General features: G+C 28.7%; 17 protein-coding genes. 13 read left to right on the top strand and 4 right to left on the bottom strand.

Annotation, left to right across the window (positions count from 1 at the left end):
* Positions 1-3 precede the first annotated feature (3 nt).
* From ABY298_RS04475 to ABY298_RS04490, 4 genes are all read right to left on the bottom strand, one after another.
* Positions 4-3510 (bottom strand): PAS domain S-box protein, encoded by a 3507-nt coding sequence (locus ABY298_RS04475; protein WP_372744807.1) that lies wholly within the window; start codon positions 3508-3510, stop codon positions 4-6.
* 3 nt (positions 3511-3513) lie between these two features.
* The gene (locus ABY298_RS04480) at positions 3514-4056 is read right to left on the bottom strand and encodes a heme NO-binding domain-containing protein (protein WP_372744808.1); all 543 of its coding nucleotides are present in this window, start codon (positions 4054-4056) and stop codon (positions 3514-3516) included.
* A 26-nt stretch (positions 4057-4082) separates the two neighbouring features.
* Positions 4083-5222 (bottom strand): FIST signal transduction protein, encoded by a 1140-nt coding sequence (locus ABY298_RS04485; RefSeq protein WP_372744809.1) that lies wholly within the window; start codon positions 5220-5222, stop codon positions 4083-4085.
* Positions 5223-5374: 152 nt separating this feature from the next.
* Positions 5375-6721, bottom strand: a complete 1347-nt coding sequence (locus tag ABY298_RS04490; protein WP_372744810.1) for a sigma-54-dependent transcriptional regulator — start codon at positions 6719-6721, stop codon at positions 5375-5377.
* 70 nt (positions 6722-6791) lie between these two features.
* Here ABY298_RS04490 and ABY298_RS04495 point away from each other — a divergent pair, with 70 nt between their 5' ends.
* From ABY298_RS04495 to ABY298_RS04555, 13 genes are all read left to right on the top strand, one after another.
* Positions 6792-6992, top strand: a complete 201-nt coding sequence (locus ABY298_RS04495; RefSeq protein WP_372744812.1) for a hypothetical protein — start codon at positions 6792-6794, stop codon at positions 6990-6992.
* A 53-nt stretch (positions 6993-7045) separates the two neighbouring features.
* Positions 7046-8371 (top strand): UDP-glucose/GDP-mannose dehydrogenase family protein, encoded by a 1326-nt coding sequence (locus ABY298_RS04500; RefSeq protein ID WP_372744813.1) that lies wholly within the window; start codon positions 7046-7048, stop codon positions 8369-8371.
* Between the two features lie 70 nt (positions 8372-8441).
* Positions 8442-9380 (top strand): UDP-glucuronic acid decarboxylase family protein, encoded by a 939-nt coding sequence (locus ABY298_RS04505; RefSeq protein WP_372744814.1) that lies wholly within the window; start codon positions 8442-8444, stop codon positions 9378-9380.
* Between the two features lie 40 nt (positions 9381-9420).
* On the top strand, positions 9421-9792 hold the full coding sequence (locus ABY298_RS04510; protein ID WP_372744815.1) for an Hpt domain-containing protein: 372 nt from the start codon (positions 9421-9423) through the stop codon (positions 9790-9792).
* 4 nt (positions 9793-9796) lie between these two features.
* Positions 9797-10183 carry a response regulator gene (locus ABY298_RS04515; RefSeq protein WP_372744816.1) on the top strand — a complete coding sequence of 129 codons (387 nt, stop codon included), beginning with the start codon at positions 9797-9799 and terminating at the stop codon, positions 10181-10183.
* 44 nt (positions 10184-10227) lie between these two features.
* Positions 10228-11421 carry a sugar transferase gene (locus ABY298_RS04520; protein ID WP_372744817.1) on the top strand — a complete coding sequence of 398 codons (1194 nt, stop codon included), beginning with the start codon at positions 10228-10230 and terminating at the stop codon, positions 11419-11421.
* Between the two features lie 26 nt (positions 11422-11447).
* Positions 11448-12188: a TolC family protein gene (locus tag ABY298_RS04525; RefSeq protein ID WP_372744818.1), complete on the top strand. Its 741-nt coding sequence runs from the start codon at positions 11448-11450 to the stop codon at positions 12186-12188.
* A 4-nt stretch (positions 12189-12192) separates the two neighbouring features.
* Entirely contained in the window at positions 12193-14565 is a 2373-nt protein-coding gene (locus ABY298_RS04530; protein WP_372744819.1) for a GumC family protein, read from the top strand.
* Between the two features lie 11 nt (positions 14566-14576).
* Entirely contained in the window at positions 14577-15962 is a 1386-nt protein-coding gene (locus tag ABY298_RS04535; protein WP_372744820.1) for a lipopolysaccharide biosynthesis protein, read from the top strand.
* Positions 15963-15965: 3 nt separating this feature from the next.
* Positions 15966-17459: an O-antigen ligase family protein gene (locus ABY298_RS04540; protein WP_372744821.1), complete on the top strand. Its 1494-nt coding sequence runs from the start codon at positions 15966-15968 to the stop codon at positions 17457-17459.
* Positions 17460-17531: 72 nt separating this feature from the next.
* Entirely contained in the window at positions 17532-18470 is a 939-nt protein-coding gene (locus tag ABY298_RS04545; protein WP_372744822.1) for a phosphoribosyltransferase family protein, read from the top strand.
* Between the two features lie 54 nt (positions 18471-18524).
* Positions 18525-19721, top strand: coding sequence for a glycosyltransferase family 2 protein (locus tag ABY298_RS04550; RefSeq protein WP_372744823.1), 1197 nt, complete (start codon positions 18525-18527; stop codon positions 19719-19721).
* Between the two features lie 35 nt (positions 19722-19756).
* On the top strand, positions 19757-20748 hold a 992-nt coding region (locus ABY298_RS04555), incomplete at its 3' end, for a glycosyltransferase family 4 protein (protein WP_372744824.1).

Genomic DNA, 20748 nt, shown 5'->3' on the forward strand with positions numbered 1-20748 from the left:
TTGTTATAAAAAAACATTATTTATTGGTTTAAACTTATCTACCCAATAGGTTACTTTTTGAAGAAATGTATCTTCATCAAAAGGTTTCGACAAATAGTCATTCATACCGGCAGCAATACATTTTTCACTTTCCCCTTTAATAGCATTTGCTGTTAATGCTAAAATTGGAACTGAAGATTTTAATACTTCCCTAATTGCTTTTGTTGCATCGTAACCATTTAATATTGGCATTTGAAGATCCATTAAAACAAGATCACAAGCCTTACGTTTTAAATGTTCAACAGCTTCCTCCCCATTTTCAACTTCCGTAATAATAACATCAAATTCTTTTAAAATTAAAGATGCTACCATTCTATTCATTCTATTATCATCAACAACCAATATTTTTTTACCTTTTAAATTTTTTGTATTTACAACTGCATTCGGTTTTTTTGGCATATCTTGTAATGTTCCTTTTTCAAAAATAAATCTTAAAAAAACGGAGGTTCCTTTTCCTTTTTCACTTTCAACAAAAATGCTGCCACCCATTAAATCTACTAACGATTTTGTAATACTCATTCCTAATCCAGTACCTCCAAAATTACGAGCAACAGATTTATACTCTTGACTAAACTTTGTAAATAAATTCTCTAAATATGATTCTTCCATACCTATTCCGGTATCGGAAACCACTATTTCTACCTCTTGCGTTAATTCATTATTATTTATAACCTTACAAGAAATATCTACAGTACCAACTTCTGTAAATTTAATAGCATTTGATACTAAGTTTAATAATACTTGATTTATTCTGTGTGGATCACCTATTAAAATTGGTGAAATGTTTGGATCACAAAAAGAATTTATTAATTGAAGACCCTTTTCTTCTGCTTTATGAAGCATAACTTGAATAATATTTTCTACAACTAATTTAGATTCGAAGCCAATTTTTTCGAAAGATAGTTTTCCTGCTTCTAACTTTGCCAAATCTAAAATATCATTTATTATAACCAATAAATTTTCTGATGCATTTGTAATGTTATTAAGATATCCAAGTTGCTTTTCATTTAAATTAGATTTTAGCAACTGCCTACTCATTCCCATAATTGCATTCATTGGGGTTCTAATTTCATGGCTCATATTAGCTAAGAAATTTTGTTTTGTTTGGGCTAATTGTTCAGTTACTTTTTTAGCAACTTTTAATTCTTTTTCGGCTAAAATTCTACTAGTTATATCTACCGCAAATCCAATTACATATGGTTCTTCTCCTTTTTCTTCTTTTAAAAAATTATTATAAAAACTATATACAATACTTCCATCTTTGTGCAACACTCTAAAAATACCAGTACATTCTTTTTCTGCTTTAATTTTATTTAAATATGTTTCTTCAAAAAATGGTTTATCTTCATTTGGCATAAAATCTACTAAAGAGCGGCCAATAACCTCGTCATCATTATAACCATACAATTTTTTTACCATTGGATTTACATCAATAAATTCACCAGCCATATTATGTGTTGTAATAATGGCTAAACTATTATTAATAAGATCTCTGTATTTTTTTTCGCTTTTTAAAACTTGTTGTTGAATGTTTTTAATTTCTGAAATATCTACACCATACGCAATTACTAGCTCAACTTTATTGTTTTTATTAATAACAGGATACATATTTCGCATCATATACTGACTTGAGCCATCTTTTTTTGGAAATTCTTCTTCCCAACTTTTAAGTTGTTTAGTTTTCATTATTTCATTAAAAGCGCTTCTTCTTCCAGCTAAAAGATTACTATTCTTTTTTCTTCTTTTTATAAAATCTTCATCTTTTTTACCAATTATCCATTTTCTAAGTTCTGGATTTTTTAATCCTTTTGGATTGATATATAAGTAACGATGTTCATTATCAAAAACCGCAATATCTGAAGGAATATTATCTAATATTTTCTCATAAAAATTACGTAATTCGGCAATTTTTTTATTGGTAGTAACTTTCTCTGTTATATCTGAATACATCCATAAATGCCCTTCATATTTATTTTCGTTCCAAATAGGAATAAAATCTCTTTCTAAAATTCTACCATCAACCATCTCTAATTGGTCGCCAGTAACAAGTTTTTTGTTTTTTAAAATTTCATTAACGCGCAGCTCAAACACTTCTGAATCAACAAATAAAGACTTTAAATCACTTGCCATTGTACAATTTAACCCTTTCATTTCATCAGGCTTCATATTTGAATTAAATATTTCACAAAAACGATTGTTTGTTAAAGCTATAGTATTATCTATGTTTCCTAATAAAATTCCATCGTGCAAATTGGTTATTAATGAAGTCATTCTACTAACAGTAGTACGTATTTTTTCTTGGGCTTTTTTTTCGGCTGTAATATCTTCTTCTAAAGCGAAAAAATTGGTTAATTTTCCGGTTTTATCAAAAATAGGTTGCCCATTAATTCTTAACCAATAACCTTCACCAGATTTTTTGTAATTATATATTTCACAAGTAAAAGGTTGTGAATTTTTAATTCTTTCTCGCATATATGCTACGCTTTCAGGATCTGTTTCTTCTCCTTGTAAAAATTTACCTGGAGTTTCTCCTTGTACTTCTGGTAGTGTATATCCAGTAATTTTTTCAAAAGCTTTATTAACCCATTCTAATTTTCCTTTAGCATCTGTAATAATTACGGCATTTGTAGTTTCCTGAACAATTAAAGATAGTTTTTCTAATTCTTGTTGATTAATTTTTTGCTGTGTTATATCTCTTCCATAAATATTAATATAACCTTCGTTTGACATTACAATACAATCGAAAGAATAATATATTTTGTTTGATTGAGCTTCAAAGTTCCATCTTTTAGCATTTTTATCTATGCGTGAAGCTAACATTTTAAAAAACAAATCATTTCGGTATAACTCGCCTTCAAACTCGATAAAATCTAAGTTAGATGCAGCTGGATTATTTTGCAATATATCTCCTTCAAAATTTATTCTAATGTTTGGATCAGGATTTTGTTTAGGGAATAAAGCAATATCATAAATTTCTTTATTTGCTTTTTTTAAATCGTTTTTTTGATTGTTTATGGTAGTTACTAATTCTTTTAAATCATCTGTTGTAATTTCTTGAGATTTTAAAACATTTAACAAATCAATTAAAGGATCGTGTTTCGCAAAATCTTCAATTGTTAAATTATTTTCTCTAACCTGCTCTATTGAACCAAACCAAGGCGAACCAACAAATAACATTTGTTGTGCATCTTCTAAATATTCAAACTGACCACGAATTTTAAGTGATTTTGAGTCTTCAGCTTCTAAAACTACTAATTGGTTTTCTAATTTAATTAAATCTTCAAAAGAATCAATTTGAGTAAATGGTCTTGGAATTTTAAAAAACTTATTAAAGCAATCTACTTTATCCCAATTGTACAATTTACAAATAGAACTTCCTTTTGATATAACTTTCATTTCCTTATTTATTAATAAATAAAAAGGAAAAAGCCTATTTAATTGGTTTTGATTAAAAGAATAATTATTTGTCATAATTTACCAGCTTACCTTAAAAATCTCATGTGTATTACCGTTATCTCTACTTTGAATTAATGTTACAACAGCATTTACAGAATACATTTTTGCAATTCCAGTCATTAAACCTCGTACAAATTCTTGTAAACCTTCTCTTTTTGAATGATAATGCACATGTATAGAGTTTTCTTCAATATTGCTAACTTTAAATTCAGGCGGAGTTAATTTAGGGTACATTAACATAATTCTGTTATGAAATAATGGAAGATTTACTAAAAACTCTTTCAAATTATTTCCGCCAGCTTCCATTAAGCCAGCATATTTTTCTTTGCCGGTTCTTAAAATCCACCATTCACCAAATGCGTTTAAAACTTCACCAACTGTTATTCCTATTACATCTGCAGTTGAACCAGCTAATTTATAAGTTATATCATCATCATATGGTTCATTACTTAAAAAAAAATCAACATCTACACCGCTTTTTTCTTTTATTAATTCCCATTTATCCATTCCAAAATTTTCGGTAACTAAATCTTGAATAGCCTTATTTACAATTCCGTACATAGTATATTTTTTTATAAATTTATAAATCAATCTTCATAAAAAGAAGTAATTGTCATAGTTTGATTGTGTAATTGACAATTACCTCCATCGTTAAAAGGAGATATTTCTCCATAAGAATAAAATCCTGCTAAAAGTGTTTTATTTTTATAAAACTCACTTACCGCTTTTACCTCTTCATTTATGTGAGTATCTAAAACTAATTTTCTTCCAACACAACTCACTAACAATGAAAAGTCAGGTTCTTTATTATTTATTTTAGTTGTATGCTCTGCAGCTTGATAGGCAGCATTAGTAAGGTTTTGTAAATTTGCGTTCATAAACTTTACTACAGAACCAACAGGCACATCACCGGCAAATGTCATACTTTTATCATCTTCATTAATGGATAATATTGTACGAACAATTGGTTTTGTGGCTCCTGGGATAGTAACAGATAATGGATATAAAAGTGCTGATCCTGGGAGGTTTTTAGCTTCTGGACCTAAATATTTTTTATATAATTCTAATGCATTTTGCCCTTCTAATTCAAATAACACATTTTTTGAAGCGTTGGTAATTCTTTTTTCAAGACCAAAAATATCCCAACCATGTTGCGAGCCGTGTGTAACTGTTAAATGATTTCCGTAAAACCCAATGGCTATAATTTCGCCATTTTTAGGTTGTTCATTTAAACCTAACAATGTAGATTCAAAATTAGCATCATCACCAGCAAGCCCTCCAGATATTAAAATATTTTTATCTATTTGAGTAGATAAACCTTTAACCAATTCACTTCCATTTACAAGACTTCCATCAGACAAGATCATCACATAACATAAATTATCTTTTGGTATTTTTTTTGCCAAACCAATAGCTGCATTAAAACTACTATTGTAATCTTTAATATTTACTTTGGTTGTTTGTATTGTAGTTTTTTTAAACTCCATAGCAACAACTACCAAGGAGTTGTTTTGAACACTATCTTGATAAATTTCACCAGCAGTACTGCACATTGCTATTTGAGAAACTGGAAATTTAGTTTTTACAGTGTTATAAATAGAGTCTATTTGCAATAAACTTTTAGAGCCAAAACATAAAACAAGATTTGCTTTTTGAATATCAACTGCTTTACTTAATGGGTGTTTAAACCAAGTATTTTCAGAAAACGTATGGAGTGATGTGTTCATTTATCTACTATTAAATTTTAATTTAATTTTACACTAAAATTATACCAAAACATTTTTCTTTTTTAAACACTCAATATCAAAGTATTACTTAAAAATAAAAAAAATAAAAGTCTAAATTATAGAATTTTTTCCAATTTTTGGAAAAACAACATTTAATTTAACTCACCATCTTGTTTCATTTTATAAATCGTACTCTTACCAATATCTAAAAGTTTTGCGGTTTTGTTAATATCATTATTATTTTGTTTCAAATAGTAATTTATAATATCTTTAGTATGTTCTCTTAAAGTTTTTTGTTCTGCAATAAATATATCAGCTTTATTTGTATTCGTGTAAACAATGTCGTTTGCCTTTATTTCTCCGTTTTCGCATAAAACCGCTGCCAAATCTATCATTGCTTTTAATTCTCGTACGTTTCCTGGAAAATAATAGTTTAACAATTTATCTTTAGCGTCTTTAGAAATTTGAATTGGCCCTAAATTATTGGCGTTTGAAAATGATTCTAAAAAATATTTTGCCAAAATTAAAATATCATTCCCTCTTTCTCTTAAAGGAGGCAACTTTATTGGTAATCCCATAATTCTAAAAAACAAATCTTCTCTAAAATTTCCTTTTCTAACTTCCTCAGATAAGTTTTTATGAGTTGCAACAATTAATCTAATATCTAATTTAACATTTTCATTTCCTCCAACCCTTACCAACTCGCGTTCTTGTAAAACTCGTAGTAATTTAGATTGAAGATTCATATCAAGTTCCGCAATTTCATCTAAAAAAATTGTTCCGCCATTTGCCTCTTCAAATTTTCCAATAGTTCTTGAAACAGCTCCTGTAAACGCACCTTTTTCATGTCCAAAAAGACTACTCTCTATTAACTCTTGTGGAATGGCTGCCATATTAACAGCTATAAATTTTTTTCCTTTTCTAGAACTATTATAATGAATTGCTTTTGCCACCAATTCCTTGCCAGTACCTGTTTCGCCAGTAATAGAAATATTAATATTTGTTTTTACAGCTTTTTCCATCATTGAAAAAACGTTCTTAATACTTTCGCTCTGCCCAATAATAGATTTCTCAAAAGCATATTTATAACCTAATTCCTCACGTAAATAAGCTACTTCTTTTTTTAAAGTTTGTGTTTCCCTTATTCTTAAAATACTATTCCATAACAAATCTTTTGTAGAGTCATCTTTTATTAAATAATCATCAACACCCATTTTCAGCAAATTAACAGCAACAGAAATATCTTCTTGACCACTAATTATAATAACCGGAACATTTGGATTAGATTGTTTTATTTTTTTAAATAATTTATCACCAGTAATGTCTGGTAAAGAAAAATCTACAGTAATTAAATCTGGCTGCATCCACATTTTTGAAAGACATTCCTTACCTGTTCCAAATAATGACACATTATAATCTGGATTTAAACTAAGATGGTATCGTAAAATCTCACCATACCAGGGATCATCCTCAACAATAAAAATAGTATACTCAATCATAAAAAAGGGGTTAAAAGAGAAATTATTTATTTAAGAAACATTCCTTAAGTAATAAATTACAGTGCAATATATGAAATATTTCCAAAATATAGACTATAAAACAATAAATGTTATTTTACTACATAAATGGTATGTTTTAATAAACAAATGGCGTTATTTTTATTTAAAAAAAATTCCAATTTTTGTAAAATCTGACTTTTTTAGACCTAACCCACAAACCCAATATTTTCAAACTGCTGATTATCAAGAAATTAAAGTTGTTGTTTTTTAGCACAATAATTGTACATTTATTAGAATTAAAATTAACTGTAAAAATTATAAATTATGAAAATAGCAATTGTTGGAAGCGGATACGTTGGACTAGTTACTGGAGCGTGTTTTTCTGAAGTAGGTATTAATGTTGTTTGTGTAGACATTGATAGTAAAAAAATTGAAAATCTAAATAATGGAATTATTCCAATTTATGAACCAGGACTAGAAGATATGGTAGTTCGAAACATGAAAAAAGGACGTTTAAGTTTTACAACAAATATTGCTGAAGCAGTAAAAGAATGTGAAGTCCTATTTATTTCTGTAGGAACACCACCAGATGAAGACGGAAGCGCAGACCTTAAATATGTTGTATCTGTTGCCCGTGATTGTGGTAAAAATATGGAAGACTACTTATTAGTTGTTACAAAAAGTACTGTACCCGTTGGAACTTCAGAAAAAGTAAGAAAAGCAATACAAGAAGAATTAGATAAAAGAAATGTTGCTATTGAATTTGATGTTGCCTCAAACCCTGAATTTTTAAAAGAAGGTGCTGCTATTGCCGATTTTTTAAAGCCAGATAGAATTGTAATTGGATTAGATAGCCCAAAAGCTGAAGACATCATGAAAAGTTTATACAAACCATTTACTTTAAATGGGCATCCAACAATTTTTATGGATATTGTTTCTGCCGAAATGACTAAATATGCCGCAAACTCTATGTTAGCTACAAAAATTAGTTTTATAAATGATATTGCCAATTTGTGCGAATTAGTTGGAGCAGATATTAACTTAGTTAGAAGAGGTATTGGTTCCGATACTAGAATTGGACATAAATTTATTTATCCGGGAATTGGATATGGAGGTTCTTGTTTCCCAAAAGATGTACAAGCTTTAATTAGAACTGGTGATGACTACAAGTATAACTTACGAATTTTAAAAGCAGTTGAAGAAGTTAATAACGATCAAAAAACAATCATTTTTGATAAAATTAAAAAATACTTTAACGGAGACTTAGCTAATAAAACAATTGCTTTATGGGGACTTTCATTTAAACCTCAAACAGATGATATGAGAGAAGCTCCATCTTTAATTATTGTAAAAAAACTGCTTGAAGCTGGTGCAAAGGTAAACGTATATGATCCAGTTGCTATGAAAGAAGCTAAACATCATTTTGGTGATAGTGTAACTTATTTTGAAGATCAACACGAAGCATTAATTGATGCAGATTGTTTAGCAATATTAACAGAATGGCCAGAGTTTAAGTTCCCTAGTTTTAAAATAATTAAAAAATTATTAAAATCTCCAGCCGTATTTGATGGAAGAAATATTTACGATAAAGCTGAAATGAAACAAAATGACTTTGATTATTTCTGTATTGGAGTAGACACACAAAAATAAATAATTACAACTAAAATTGTAATTATTAAAAATTATAATTAAAAAATATTTGAACTTATAACCTAAATCTATGACACCTAAAAAAATTCTAATTACTGGCGGAGCTGGTTTTGTTGGTTCTCATTTATGTGAGCGCTTATTAAAAGAAGGAAATGAAGTATATTGTCTTGATAATTTTTTTACAGGACAAAAACAAAATATAGTACACTTATTAAACAATCCTTATTTTGAATTGATAAGACATGATGTAACTGCACCATATTTTATAGAAGCTGATGAAATATACAACTTAGCGTGCCCAGCTTCACCAATTCATTACCAACACAATCCAATAAAAACAGTTAAAACATCTGTAATGGGTGCTATTAATATGTTAGGATTAGCAAAAAGAATTAACGCCAAAATATTACAAGCCTCTACAAGCGAGGTGTACGGTGATCCACTTATACATCCACAACCAGAATCCTATTGGGGACATGTAAATCCAATTGGCGAGCGCTCTTGTTATGATGAAGGTAAGCGTTGTGCAGAAACTTTATTTATAGATTACCATAAACAAAACAACGTTAAAATTAAGATTATTAGAATTTTTAATACTTACGGACCTAGAATGCATCCAGATGATGGTAGAGTTGTTTCTAATTTTATTGTGCAAGCATTAAAAAACCAAGATATTACTATTTATGGTGAAGGACAACAAACAAGAAGTTTTCAATATATAGATGACCTTGTTGAAGGAATGATAAAAATGATGGCTTCTCCGGAAGAATTTATAGGCCCTGTAAATATGGGTAACCCAAATGAGTTTACTATTTTAGAATTAGCAGAAAAAGTGATAAAACTTACCGGGTCTAAATCTAAATTAATATTTAAACCATTACCATCAGATGATCCAATGATGAGACAACCAGATATTTCCAAAGCAAAAAAAGAACTTAACTGGGAACCTAATATTCAGCTAGATGAAGGTTTATTAAAAACCATAGAATACTTTAAATCAATTATTTAAAATTTATATATACATTTTAGTTTTTTAACAAAAAATAATTATGCAGTTATCCCAAAATTCAGAACCACAATACGATCTTTATTTAATTGATAAAATGTGCCGTGGAAATCAAGAACAAATTGTTAATATGGTAGCAGTGTTTGTTGGTGAAGTATCACAATCTATTGAGGAAATTAATACTGCTTTTGCAGATAAAGATTTTTCCGCTATTAAAAAATTAACACATAAAGTTAAACCTACATTAACCTATTTTGGAGTAGCTAAATTAGAAAAAGAACTACTTGAAATTGACACAATGCTGTTACAAGATTTTGATGTTAATGAACTTGGTTTAAAATTATCTAATCTAACCAATTTAACAGCAACAATAGTTGAACAAATGAAAAACGATTTTAATTTAAAAAATAAATAAAATTATGAAGAAAAAAATATTAGTTGTAGATGATGAAATAAGTATTTGTCTTTTATTGGAAAATTTTCTTTCTCAAGACTATGAGGTAGTTTCTATAAATAATGGATTAGAAGCTTTAAAATGGTTAGAAAATAATCTTCCAGACCTTATTCTTAGTGATATTCAAATGCCAGAAATGGATGGTTACCAATTTTTATCAAACGTAAGAAGCAGAGGGTTTACAAAACACACACCTTTTATTATGTTATCAGCAAGATCTGAAAGTAAAGAGCGAATTAAATGCTACAAACTTGGTGCTCAAGATTATTTAACAAAACCATTTAATCCAGAAGAACTTGAGGAATTGGTTAAAAAAAATCTGTTCCCAATTCATTATGCAATAGAATGGTAATTTATTAAAACACACAATAACTTAATCAATCCCAAAAAATAAATATGAACTCATTGCTACAAATATTGTACATAGGAAACGAAAATAATTCGTTAGAAACGTTAAAACAAGATCCTAATTTTGAATTAACCGTTGTTCATAACAACCTTACTGCAGTAAATTATTTAAACTCAAATAATACGCCCGATGCTATAATTTGTGACTATAAATTACCTGGTAATAATGGCTTGTTTTTGTTTGATTGGTTAAAAGAAAACAACAAATACAGCTCTACTCCTTTTATTCTTTTAGTAAAAGAGTTTAATGTAGATTTATATAAACAAGCTTTTAAAAAAAAGGTAGATGATTTTTATGTTTTATCGCCTCAATTAGCCGATAATTTAAAAATAAGACTTCCGTTTATATGTAACTATAAAAAAAACAACAAAGATAATAATGCAACAGACCGCAAACCACATATTTACAAAATGCCTTTATCTAAAAGACTTTTTGATGTTTTTGTAGCTAGTTCAGTACTTTTGGTAGCTTCTCCATTTTTACTATTAATTATTTTAGCAATAAGATTAGAGTCTAAAGGAAAAGTATATTACATTTCTAAAAGAGTTGGGCGTAAAACTTTTGATTTTTATAAACTTCGGTCAATGAGAACTGGATCTGATGAATTATTAAAAAAATTAGCAAAAGACAAAAATCAATATAAAACAGAAACTACCAGCACAACAATTGATGCCCCTTGCCCAAGATGCAGTGCATTACCCGAAGGTGAAACCTGTTCTCCTATAATGTATATAGATACGCATCAAATATGTGATTACTGGTACAATATTCAAAAAAATGAAGCCGCTAATAACAGCTCTACTTTTGTAAAAATAGTAGATGACCCCAGAGTTACTAAAGTTGGAAAATTTATTAGAAACACCAGTATTGACGAATTACCACAATTAATTAATGTATTAAAAGGAGACATGTCTATTGTAGGTAACAGACCATTACCAGTGTACGAAGCAGAACTTTTAACTGCCGATACACTATCCAAAAGATTTTTAGCTCCTCCTGGAATTACAGGACTTTGGCAAGTAGAATTAAGAGGTAAAGGCGGTGTTATGTCTGAAGAAGAAAGAATGCGTTTAGATAATGAATATGCAGATCATTTTGAAGGAGATAATTATTCGTTTTGGTATGATATTAAATTAATTTTACGCACAATTCCTGCCCTACTTCAATCAAGTTCGGTTTAACAAGTAAGTTATTACTATAATATACTATGAAAAATATTTTAAAATATATTCTATTTATAATTCTAAATTGTTGCTTTATAACTGTAACTAAAGCGCAATCTATTTCAAGTGAAACTTCTGCTTACGAAATTTTATTTCCTCCGTTAGAAGAATTAATTGAAGCAGCTTTAAAAAACAATGCAATGGTTGAATTTAGAAAACTAGGTGTTGATGTAAAAGAATCTCTGGTAAAATCAGAAAAAAATTATTGGACACGTAATTTTGGTTTACAAGCAGATGCAGAATATGGTAATTTAAATAATAGTTCTTATAGCGTAGAAGATAACACTCAAAACTTACTTTCAACCTCAACTACTCAATTAAATTATGGTGTAGGCGTATATTTAAAATTTCCAATTTTTGATTACATCAACAGAAAAGACCAAATTAAACAAGCTAAAATTGAAGTTGACCAAGCTAAAAGTATGGCTGAAGCACAACAAAACGAAGTACGTTTGTTAGTTATAAACCAATATCATAATGTTATTTTAAAACAAAAATTATTAAGCATTAAAGCTCAAAATTTAGGAAGCGCCAGAATTAATAAGGAAATGGTTGAAAAAGAATTTAGAAATGGTGTAATTGCTATTTCCGAATATGTAAGAATATCTGATATGACTTCAAAAATTGAAGAAGAGTACGAAATGTCTAAATCAGATTTTCTTTTAGCAAAACAACTATTGGAAAATACAGTAGGCATAACATTTAACAAAACTAATTCTAATTAATAGTATGAAAATAATTGAACTTATTAGGTTAATTTTAAAACATTTAAGGTTATTAATAGCTGTACCATTAATTCTTGCTGGTTTAGTTATTTTATTAACTTTAAAACCAAGTTTTGATTATTCCTCCCAAACCATTTTATATACTGGGCTTGCCTCAGGTTCATCTATTGAAATGGAAAAGACTTTTAATTATTTTGCTACAAATACCGCTTTTGATAATTTATTAAACATTATAAAATCTAGAGAAACACAAGAAGAAATTAGTATTAGATTGTTAAGCCAACACTTAATGCTTCCAAAGGCAGACCCAAAATATCTGTCATCAAAATATTATAATGAGTTAAAAGAAAAAATACCAAGCTATATTTATAACTATGTTTCTAATGAAAATGCAGGTTTAGAAACAGAAAACACTTCATCTGAATCAGACAACTACTTATTTCCAACTTATATTAACAGAGCAGATTATGAAAAAACTGTAAAAAACCTAACTGCTTTAATGAAAAGTAGCGATACCAATTTTGTATATGAAATACTAAATTATGAAGATGATCACTACTCTATAAAAGCTTTATCGGAAATAAAAGCAGAAAGAATTTCTAACAGCGATTTAATAAAACTAAGTTACCAAGTAAACGATCCAGGCGTTTGTCAACAAACATTAGCAATATTAAATGAAGTATGCATTAAAAACTATAAAAACATTAAAGAAAATAACTCAGATGCTGTAGTTAAATATTTTGAATCTCAATTAGAAATTGCCAATCAAAATTTAAAAAAGGCTGAAGATAAACTGCTTGAATTTAATAAATCTTACAATATTATAAACTATTACGAGCAAAGTAAAGCTGTTGCTGTTGTAAAAGAAGATATGTTGGTAGATTACAAAAACAAAAAAGCTCAGCTTGCTGGTGCCGAAGCTGCCACAAAAAGATTAGAAGAAAAATTAAATATTCAAGAAAAAGTACAATCTAAAAGTAATAATTTAATAGAAAAAAAGAAGCAACTTGGCGATTTAACTTTTACAATAGCTATGGCAGAAGCATCAGCTAACAATGATGCGGAAAACAATAAAAATATTGAAAAATTAAAAAACCAAGCAGAAGCACTTAAATCTGACATTAAAAATAGTGTTGAAGAGTTATACTCCTACCAAAACTCATTAGAAGGGTTACCTGTAAATAAATTACTTCCCGAATGGATGGAAAATGTTGTTGAATCTGAAAATTTAAGAGCAAAACTTAGAGTAATGGATGAAGACAATAAATCTTTTCAAGAACAATACGAAGTTTACGCTCCTGCTGGAGCAAATATTAAAAGAATTGAAAGAGAAATTTCTGTTTCTGAACAAGGTTATTTAGAAATTTTACATGGTTTAAATTTGGCTAAACTTAAGTCTCAAGACAATGAGTTGTCTTCAAATTTAAAAATGGTAGATCCGCCATATTTTCCATTAAACCCAATTCCTACCAAAAGAAAACTATTAATAATAGCTGCAGCTTTGTTTGGAGGACTTTTAGTTTTTGGAATTATCTTAATTATGGAATATTTTGATGACACTTTAAAAAACACCAAAAAAGCTGCTAAAATTTTAAAATTATCACCATTAGGAATGATTCCTAAAATATTATTAAACCCTAACATTAATAATTTTCCATTTATACAAAATAGATTAATAGAAATAATAACTCAAAATATAAAACAATTTTTTATCAATCAAGAGTCTGAAAAACCTGTAAAAACCATTTTATTTTTAAGTACCACAGAAATGGAAGGTAAAACAGTTTTGGCTAGTAATATTTCAAAAAAATTAAAAGAAGATGGTAAAAAAGTTCTATATCTTAATAATTCTAACACTCAAGAAAAAATTCAACAACAAAGAAAAATAAGTTTTATAAATAAATTTCTAGGATATCCAGATCCAAGAATTGATTTTGATAGTCCGTTTTTATCTAAAGCATCTAACCAATTAAATGCTTCTGAATATAAAGAGTATAATTTCAATAAAGACTTTAATAAAGTAAATAATTACTCTGATATTCTTGAATTAAATGGGCTAAAATTAGATTTTGAGCCAGAATATGTTCTTATTGAATTGCCTAGTTTAATTAACAACAATTATCCTATAGATTTAATTTCAAACTCCGACTTATCTATTTTAATATGCAGATCTAACAGACTTTGGTCTGAAGCAGATCAAGCTGCTTTAAACAACATATTACCATTTACCGGTACAAAATTAAATTTTATAGTAAACGGTGTTGAACTTAAAGAAGTAGAATCCTTAGTAGGTGATTTACCAAAGAAAGGAAGTAAATTCAGAAAAAAAATAAAAAACATGTTCAACTTTCAATTTTACTCTAAAAACCAAATTTAATTTATAATTTAATGAAAAAGCTTAAAAAAATAATACGCGAAGACAACTTTCTTTCTCTTATGGGAAATGTAGTTATTGCCATTTTAGGCATAGTTGGATTTGCATTATTAACAAGAAGCTTACCGTTAGATGTTTTTGGTGAATGGGTATTGTTTATAGCCGCTGGTGGTTTTGTTGAAATGTTTAGATTTGGTATTACAAATACGGGTTTAATACGTTATTTATCGGGCGCCGATGACTCTTCAAGAACCCAATTAATTGGATCAAATGCTTTAATTGGACTTGGAGCAACTATACTACTTGCTGCCATAATTTTTTTATGTAACATAATTTTTAATGAACCTATTAAAAACTCTGGATACCAAGTATTTTTTGACTGGTATCCTTTATTAGCTTTTTTAAACCTTCCTTGGAATAACGCCTTGGTTGTATTGCAAGCAGATAGAATGTATGGTAAAATTTTAGTATTAAAAGTTATTAATAGCGGAACATTTTTTTTAGTTCTTTTAGCAAATTACTTTTTTTTAAACTTAACACTTACTCAATTAGTTTGGGCTATGTTAGCTATAAACGCTTTAACATCATTAGTTAGTTTAATTGCTGGGTGGGATGGCTTAAAATTTATTAGAAAAGCAAGTGTAAATACTAATAAAACATTGTTACATTTTGGAAAATATACCACATTTACATTAATAGGCACTAATTTATTACGTAATGCAGATACGTTAATAATTAGTTTAAGTCCACTAGGAAATGTAGCCGTTGCATTGTATAGTATTCCGTTAAAATTAACCGAATTACAACAAATACCACTTCGTAGTTTTGTAGCAACCGCTTTTCCAAAAATGTCTAAAGAAAGTGTTCATGGCAAAATTGATAAAGTAAAGGAGCTTTTTTACGTGTATTCTGGTGCACTCTCCTATTTATTTGTTTTCATTAGCATTTTTACTTTTGTTTTTGCTGAGTTTTTCGTGTTCTTACTTTCAGGAGATCAATATTTAGGTACTGATCCAATAACAGGATTTAATGTTACAGATATTGTTAGGGTATTTTCAATTTACGGATTATTACTACCTATTGATAGAATGACCGGAATTGGACTTGACAGTATTAACAAACCAAATATAAATGCACTTAAAGTATTGTTTATGGTGGTTGCAAATGTAATTGGAGATTTAATTGCAATTTTTGCCTTTAAATCTTTAATAATGGTGGCCGTTGCCTCTATCCTATTTACAATCATTGGAATTTGGATGGGAATGTATTTTCTTGATAAAGAATTAAATTTAAAATTTAAAGAAATCTTTACTAGTGGCATTCTATTTTATGTTTCCATTTTTAATAAACTAACCAATAATAAGTATTCAAAATTTGTAGATTTTGAATTCAAAAAATAACACATGGCAACTAATAATAACACAAACCCATTTGAAGCATACTCGGGCTCAAGCAATTTAGCTAAGCCAGGGTTTTTGGTGTTGTTATTTTTTTTAATAGTTGTATTTGCCGTTATTATTGTAAAATTAGAAATTATTGGAGTTGGACTTGCTTTTGGACTCATCTTTGGATCTGTTTATTTATACTATTTATTTACCTACCCAATTCTTGGTTTTTATACAGCCATCGGCTTCAATTTTATTTTAATAGGACTTGGAAGATACTTAACCGGCGTACCCATTGGGTTTGGAATTGATGCTATTTTAATTTTAACTTACGTAGCATTGTTTATGAATAAGTTTAAAGAGCGCGTAGATTGGACTCCTATAAAAAAAGACGTAACAATTTTAGCAACAATATGGTTTGGGTACTCAATATTTCAAATAATTAATCCAGAAGCACGAAGTTTTGCTGCTTGGATTTCTGGCCGTGGTATGGCACTTTATCCTTTTTTGTTAATTCCATTAACCTTACTATATATAAATACCAATAAAAAATTAGATACAATACTTTATATATGGGGAGTATTTTCAATTTTAGCAACAATAAAAGGAATTATACAATTAAATTTTGGAGTTGACTTTGCCGAACAAGCTTGGTTAAATGAAGGGAATTACAAAACTCATATCTTATTTGGAAAATTAAGAGTCTTTTCATTTTATAGTGATGCAGGACAATTTGGTGCAAATCAAGCATTTTCTGCAGTGGTAGCAATCATTTATTCAATGTCTAAAAAAGGATTGCCTAAATTTTTCTTCATTATGGTAGGAATTTTAGGAATTTATGGAATGATGATTTCAGGAACAAGAGGATCTATAAGTGTACCACTAATTGGCTTTATGACATTTTTTGTTTTACGAAAAAATATGTTCGTAATGGTTTCAGGTATAGTACTATTATTACTAGTGTTCATATTTTTTAAATATACCTTTATAGGTCAAGGAAATTATCAAATTAGAAGAATGAGAACCGCTTTTGATCCTAATGATGCTTCCTTACAAGTACGACTTGACAATCAAAAAATACTTAAAAACTATTTATCATCACGACCTTTTGGTGGCGGAATTGGCCATGGTGGAACAAAAGCCCAAAAATATTTACCTAATGCTTTTCTTTCAAATGTAGCAACAGATAGTTGGTATGTATTAATCTGGGTAGAACAAGGTATAGTTGGATTATTACTCCACCTTATGATTCTATTTTATGTCATGGGAAAAGCAAGTTTTGAAGTCATGTTTAGAATTAGAGATCCCATTGTAAAACTTAAAATGAGTGCATTAATTTCAGGAATGGCAGGTGTTATGGTAGCTTCTTACGGTAATGCTGTTTTAGGAACAATGCCAACAGCTTTAATTTTTTATTCATCAATGGCATTAATCTCAAATTCAAAAGTTTTTATTGATGATAATGAAAAAAACGAAGCAGAATTAACTAAACAATTAGAAAATAAATATTAAAAATAGAAAAGTTAACAGCTTAAATCTATTTTTTAATTAGCAATTAATTTGTAAAATTTTAAAACAACCCTTATGAATTATAGAAATATTAGAGAACTAAATAATATAATACTTAATAAACTAAGTATTATTCCACGCGATATAGACTTAATTGTAGGTGTACCAAGAAGTGGTATGCTTCCTGCAAATTTATTATCACTGTACCTAAATCGCCCGTATACAGATATTCACTCTTTTTTAAACGGTCATATTTATAAAGCTGGAGCACGTAGTCAGTTTTTTGATATTTCTGAATTCAAAAAAATATTGGTTGTTGATGATAGTATCGCTTCAGGTTCTGCCATGATTGAAGTGAAAGAAAGTTTAAAGCATCTTGAATCTAAATTTGACATTAAATATTGCGCCGTGTATATAATTCCGGGAAAAGAAAAAATGGTAGACTACTTTTTTGAAATAGTTCCTTTACCAAGATATTTTCAATGGAATATTTTAAACCACACAACCTTAGAAAAAGCTTGCTTTGATATTGATGGCGTTTTATGCCCAGATCCATTACCTGAACAAAATGATGATGGCGAAAAGTATATTGATTTTATTTTAAATGCACCTCCACTTTTTGTGCCAGGAAGCAAAATTGGAACTGTGGTAACATCTAGATTAGAAAAGTACCGAAATGAAACCGAAACTTGGTTAAAAGCTAATAACATAAAATATAACGATCTTATAATGCTTGATTTACCTGATATGAAAGCGCGTCAAAAAGCAAACAATCACGGAGATCACAAAGCAAAAGCATACATGTCTAAACCTTATGTGTTATTTGTAGAAAGTGAAATTGCACAAGCCATAGAAATTAACAGAATATCAAAAAAACCGGTATTATGTACTGCCAATTTTGAAATGATTTACAATTCAGAATCTTTTATGTACAACCTTAAAAGTGGTAAAAACTTTCCATTTTTAAGAAAATATGCTTTAAAGGTTAGAGATAAAATTAGAAGTTTTAAATAATTTAATAAAGTACGTTTTAAAGCTTTATTAATGTAAATTTTAAATTAAACAATTATGCAACTACTAAACATTTTACAACTTCTTATTTTAATCTTTTTAGGTTTAGCAACCTTGTACATTTTAATTTTTTCAATTGCCAGTGTTTTTTATAAGCAACGCTCCTATTCAGATAATGGAAATTTAAAAAGCATAGCCGTTTTAATACCTGGCTATAAAGAAGATGCTGTAATTGTTGACGTTGCTAAAGCTGCTCTGCAACAAAATTATCCCTCAAACTTATACGATGTTATAATTATTGCAGATTCATTTCAACCAGAAACTATTGCTGAACTTAAAAAATTACCCATAACTATTGTTGAAGTTAGTTTTGAAAAAAGCACCAAATCTAAAGCGTTAAATGCTGCTATGGCTTCCTTAACAAAAGAATATGAAATTGGAGTTGTTTTAGATGCTGATAACGTAATGGCTACAGATTTTTTAAGTAAAATAAACGCTGCTTTTGAATACGGATTTATTGCAGTACAAGGCCACAGAACTGCAAAAAACACCAACAACTCTTGGGCAATATTAGATGCTGTTAGCGAAGAAATTAACAATAATATTTTTAGAAAAGGTCACAGGGTTTTAGGATTGTCTTCTGCCATTATTGGCTCGGGAATGGCGTTTAATTATGCGTATTTTAAAAATATGATGGCTACAGTTACTGCTGTAGGTGGTTTCGACAAAGAAATTGAGCTAAAAATGCTTAAAGAAGGTCGTAAAATTGTTTATTTAGATGACGCTATTGTTTATGATGAAAAAATTCAAAAATCAGAAGTGTTTGGAAATCAACGCAGAAGATGGCTTTCTGCACAATTTCATTATTTCAGAAAAGATATTTTAACCGCAACCAAAGATTTAATTACCAAAGGAAATATTGATTATTTTGATAAGGCAATTCAATTTATTCAACCTCCAAGAATTTTACTTTTAGGAGCTGTAATACTGTTTGGAGCTGCATTTATCATTTTAAATTTTCTGTTAGATAATTCACCTAATTTTTTAGTGTATTGGCTTGTTTTAATAGGTGCTTGTGTACTGTCTTTTATACTTTCAGTACCAAAATTGTTTTACAACTTAAAAACTCTTAAAGCATTAATTAGTTTACCAAAAGGAATGTTTATGATGCTGTTGTCGCTACTTAAAATAAAAGGAGCTAACAAAACCTTTATACACACACAACACACGTCTAGCACACCAAAAAATAAATAGAATAAACTAAAAATGTTTCAATAAAATTATAGAGTATGATTATAGGAATAGAAGGACAACGACTTTTTCGTAAGAAGAAACATGGAATGGACATGGTTGCTTTAGAGCTTATTAGAAATCTTCAAATTATTGACAAAGAAAATCAGTATTTTATATTTGTTAAGCCAGATGAAGACCACTCCGTTTTAACCGAAACATCAAATTTTAAAATTATTGAACTTGATGGTGGTATTTACCCAATGTGGGAACAAATTGCATTGCCAAAAGCTGCTAAAAAGTACGGTTGTGAAATTTTACATTGTACCAGCAATACCGCTCCTATTTTTAGTAACATTCCGTTAATAACCATTTTACATGATATTATTTATATGGAAAGTAGTTACTATAAAATTCTTTCTGGAAGTGCTTCTACGTATCAAAAATTTGGAAATGTTTATAGAAGATTAGTTATTCCGCGTGTTGTTAAAAAAAGTGATAAAATAGTTACAGTTTCTCATTTTGAAAAAAATAGAATTGGTGATTTTTTTGGAATGAAAAACGACAAGCGTCTTGCTGCAATTTATAATGGTGTAAGTACACATTTTAAACCTGTTTCAGATGAAATTGAGTTAAAAAGAGTAAAGGATAAATATAAATTACCAGACCATTTTTTCTTTTTCCTAGGAAATACTGACCCTAAAAAAAATACTAAAGGAACCCTTAAAGCTTTTTCCGACTTTTTAAAAGAAAGTAAATCTGACTATAAACTAGTTATGTTAGATTATGATTCCAAAGAATTAGAAAAATTACTTGATGAAATTGGCGACAAACAACTAATAGAACAAATAGTTTTAACTGGTTATGTGGTAAATACAGATTTACCTGCAATTTATTCTTTGTGTAAAATATTCTTGTATCCATCGTTACGAGAAAGTTTTGGAATTCCTATGCTTGAAGCTATGGGTTGCGGTGTTCCTGTAATTACATCAAACACCTCATCAATGCCAGAGGTTGCGGGAGATGCAGCACATATTATTGATCCGTTTAA

Origin of the sequence: Lutibacter sp. (assembly GCF_041596795.1) — a bacterium.
In the GTDB taxonomy this organism is placed as follows: Bacteria; Bacteroidota; Bacteroidia; order Flavobacteriales; family Flavobacteriaceae; genus Lutibacter.

Coding starts and splice junctions, on each gene's coding strand:
- ABY298_RS04475 (WP_372744807.1), bottom strand. CDS start 3,510: ATGACAAATAATTATTCTTTTAATCAAAACCAATTAAATAGGCTTTTT.
- ABY298_RS04480 (WP_372744808.1), bottom strand. CDS start 4,056: ATGTACGGAATTGTAAATAAGGCTATTCAAGATTTAGTTACCGAAAAT.
- ABY298_RS04485 (WP_372744809.1), bottom strand. CDS start 5,222: ATGAACACATCACTCCATACGTTTTCTGAAAATACTTGGTTTAAACAC.
- ABY298_RS04490 (WP_372744810.1), bottom strand. CDS start 6,721: ATGATTGAGTATACTATTTTTATTGTTGAGGATGATCCCTGGTATGGT.
- ABY298_RS04495 (WP_372744812.1), top strand. CDS start 6,792: ATGAAATATTTCCAAAATATAGACTATAAAACAATAAATGTTATTTTA.
- ABY298_RS04500 (WP_372744813.1), top strand. CDS start 7,046: ATGAAAATAGCAATTGTTGGAAGCGGATACGTTGGACTAGTTACTGGA.
- ABY298_RS04505 (WP_372744814.1), top strand. CDS start 8,442: ATGACACCTAAAAAAATTCTAATTACTGGCGGAGCTGGTTTTGTTGGT.
- ABY298_RS04510 (WP_372744815.1), top strand. CDS start 9,421: ATGCAGTTATCCCAAAATTCAGAACCACAATACGATCTTTATTTAATT.
- ABY298_RS04515 (WP_372744816.1), top strand. CDS start 9,797: ATGAAGAAAAAAATATTAGTTGTAGATGATGAAATAAGTATTTGTCTT.
- ABY298_RS04520 (WP_372744817.1), top strand. CDS start 10,228: ATGAACTCATTGCTACAAATATTGTACATAGGAAACGAAAATAATTCG.
- ABY298_RS04525 (WP_372744818.1), top strand. CDS start 11,448: ATGAAAAATATTTTAAAATATATTCTATTTATAATTCTAAATTGTTGC.
- ABY298_RS04530 (WP_372744819.1), top strand. CDS start 12,193: ATGAAAATAATTGAACTTATTAGGTTAATTTTAAAACATTTAAGGTTA.
- ABY298_RS04535 (WP_372744820.1), top strand. CDS start 14,577: ATGAAAAAGCTTAAAAAAATAATACGCGAAGACAACTTTCTTTCTCTT.
- ABY298_RS04540 (WP_372744821.1), top strand. CDS start 15,966: ATGGCAACTAATAATAACACAAACCCATTTGAAGCATACTCGGGCTCA.
- ABY298_RS04545 (WP_372744822.1), top strand. CDS start 17,532: ATGAATTATAGAAATATTAGAGAACTAAATAATATAATACTTAATAAA.
- ABY298_RS04550 (WP_372744823.1), top strand. CDS start 18,525: ATGCAACTACTAAACATTTTACAACTTCTTATTTTAATCTTTTTAGGT.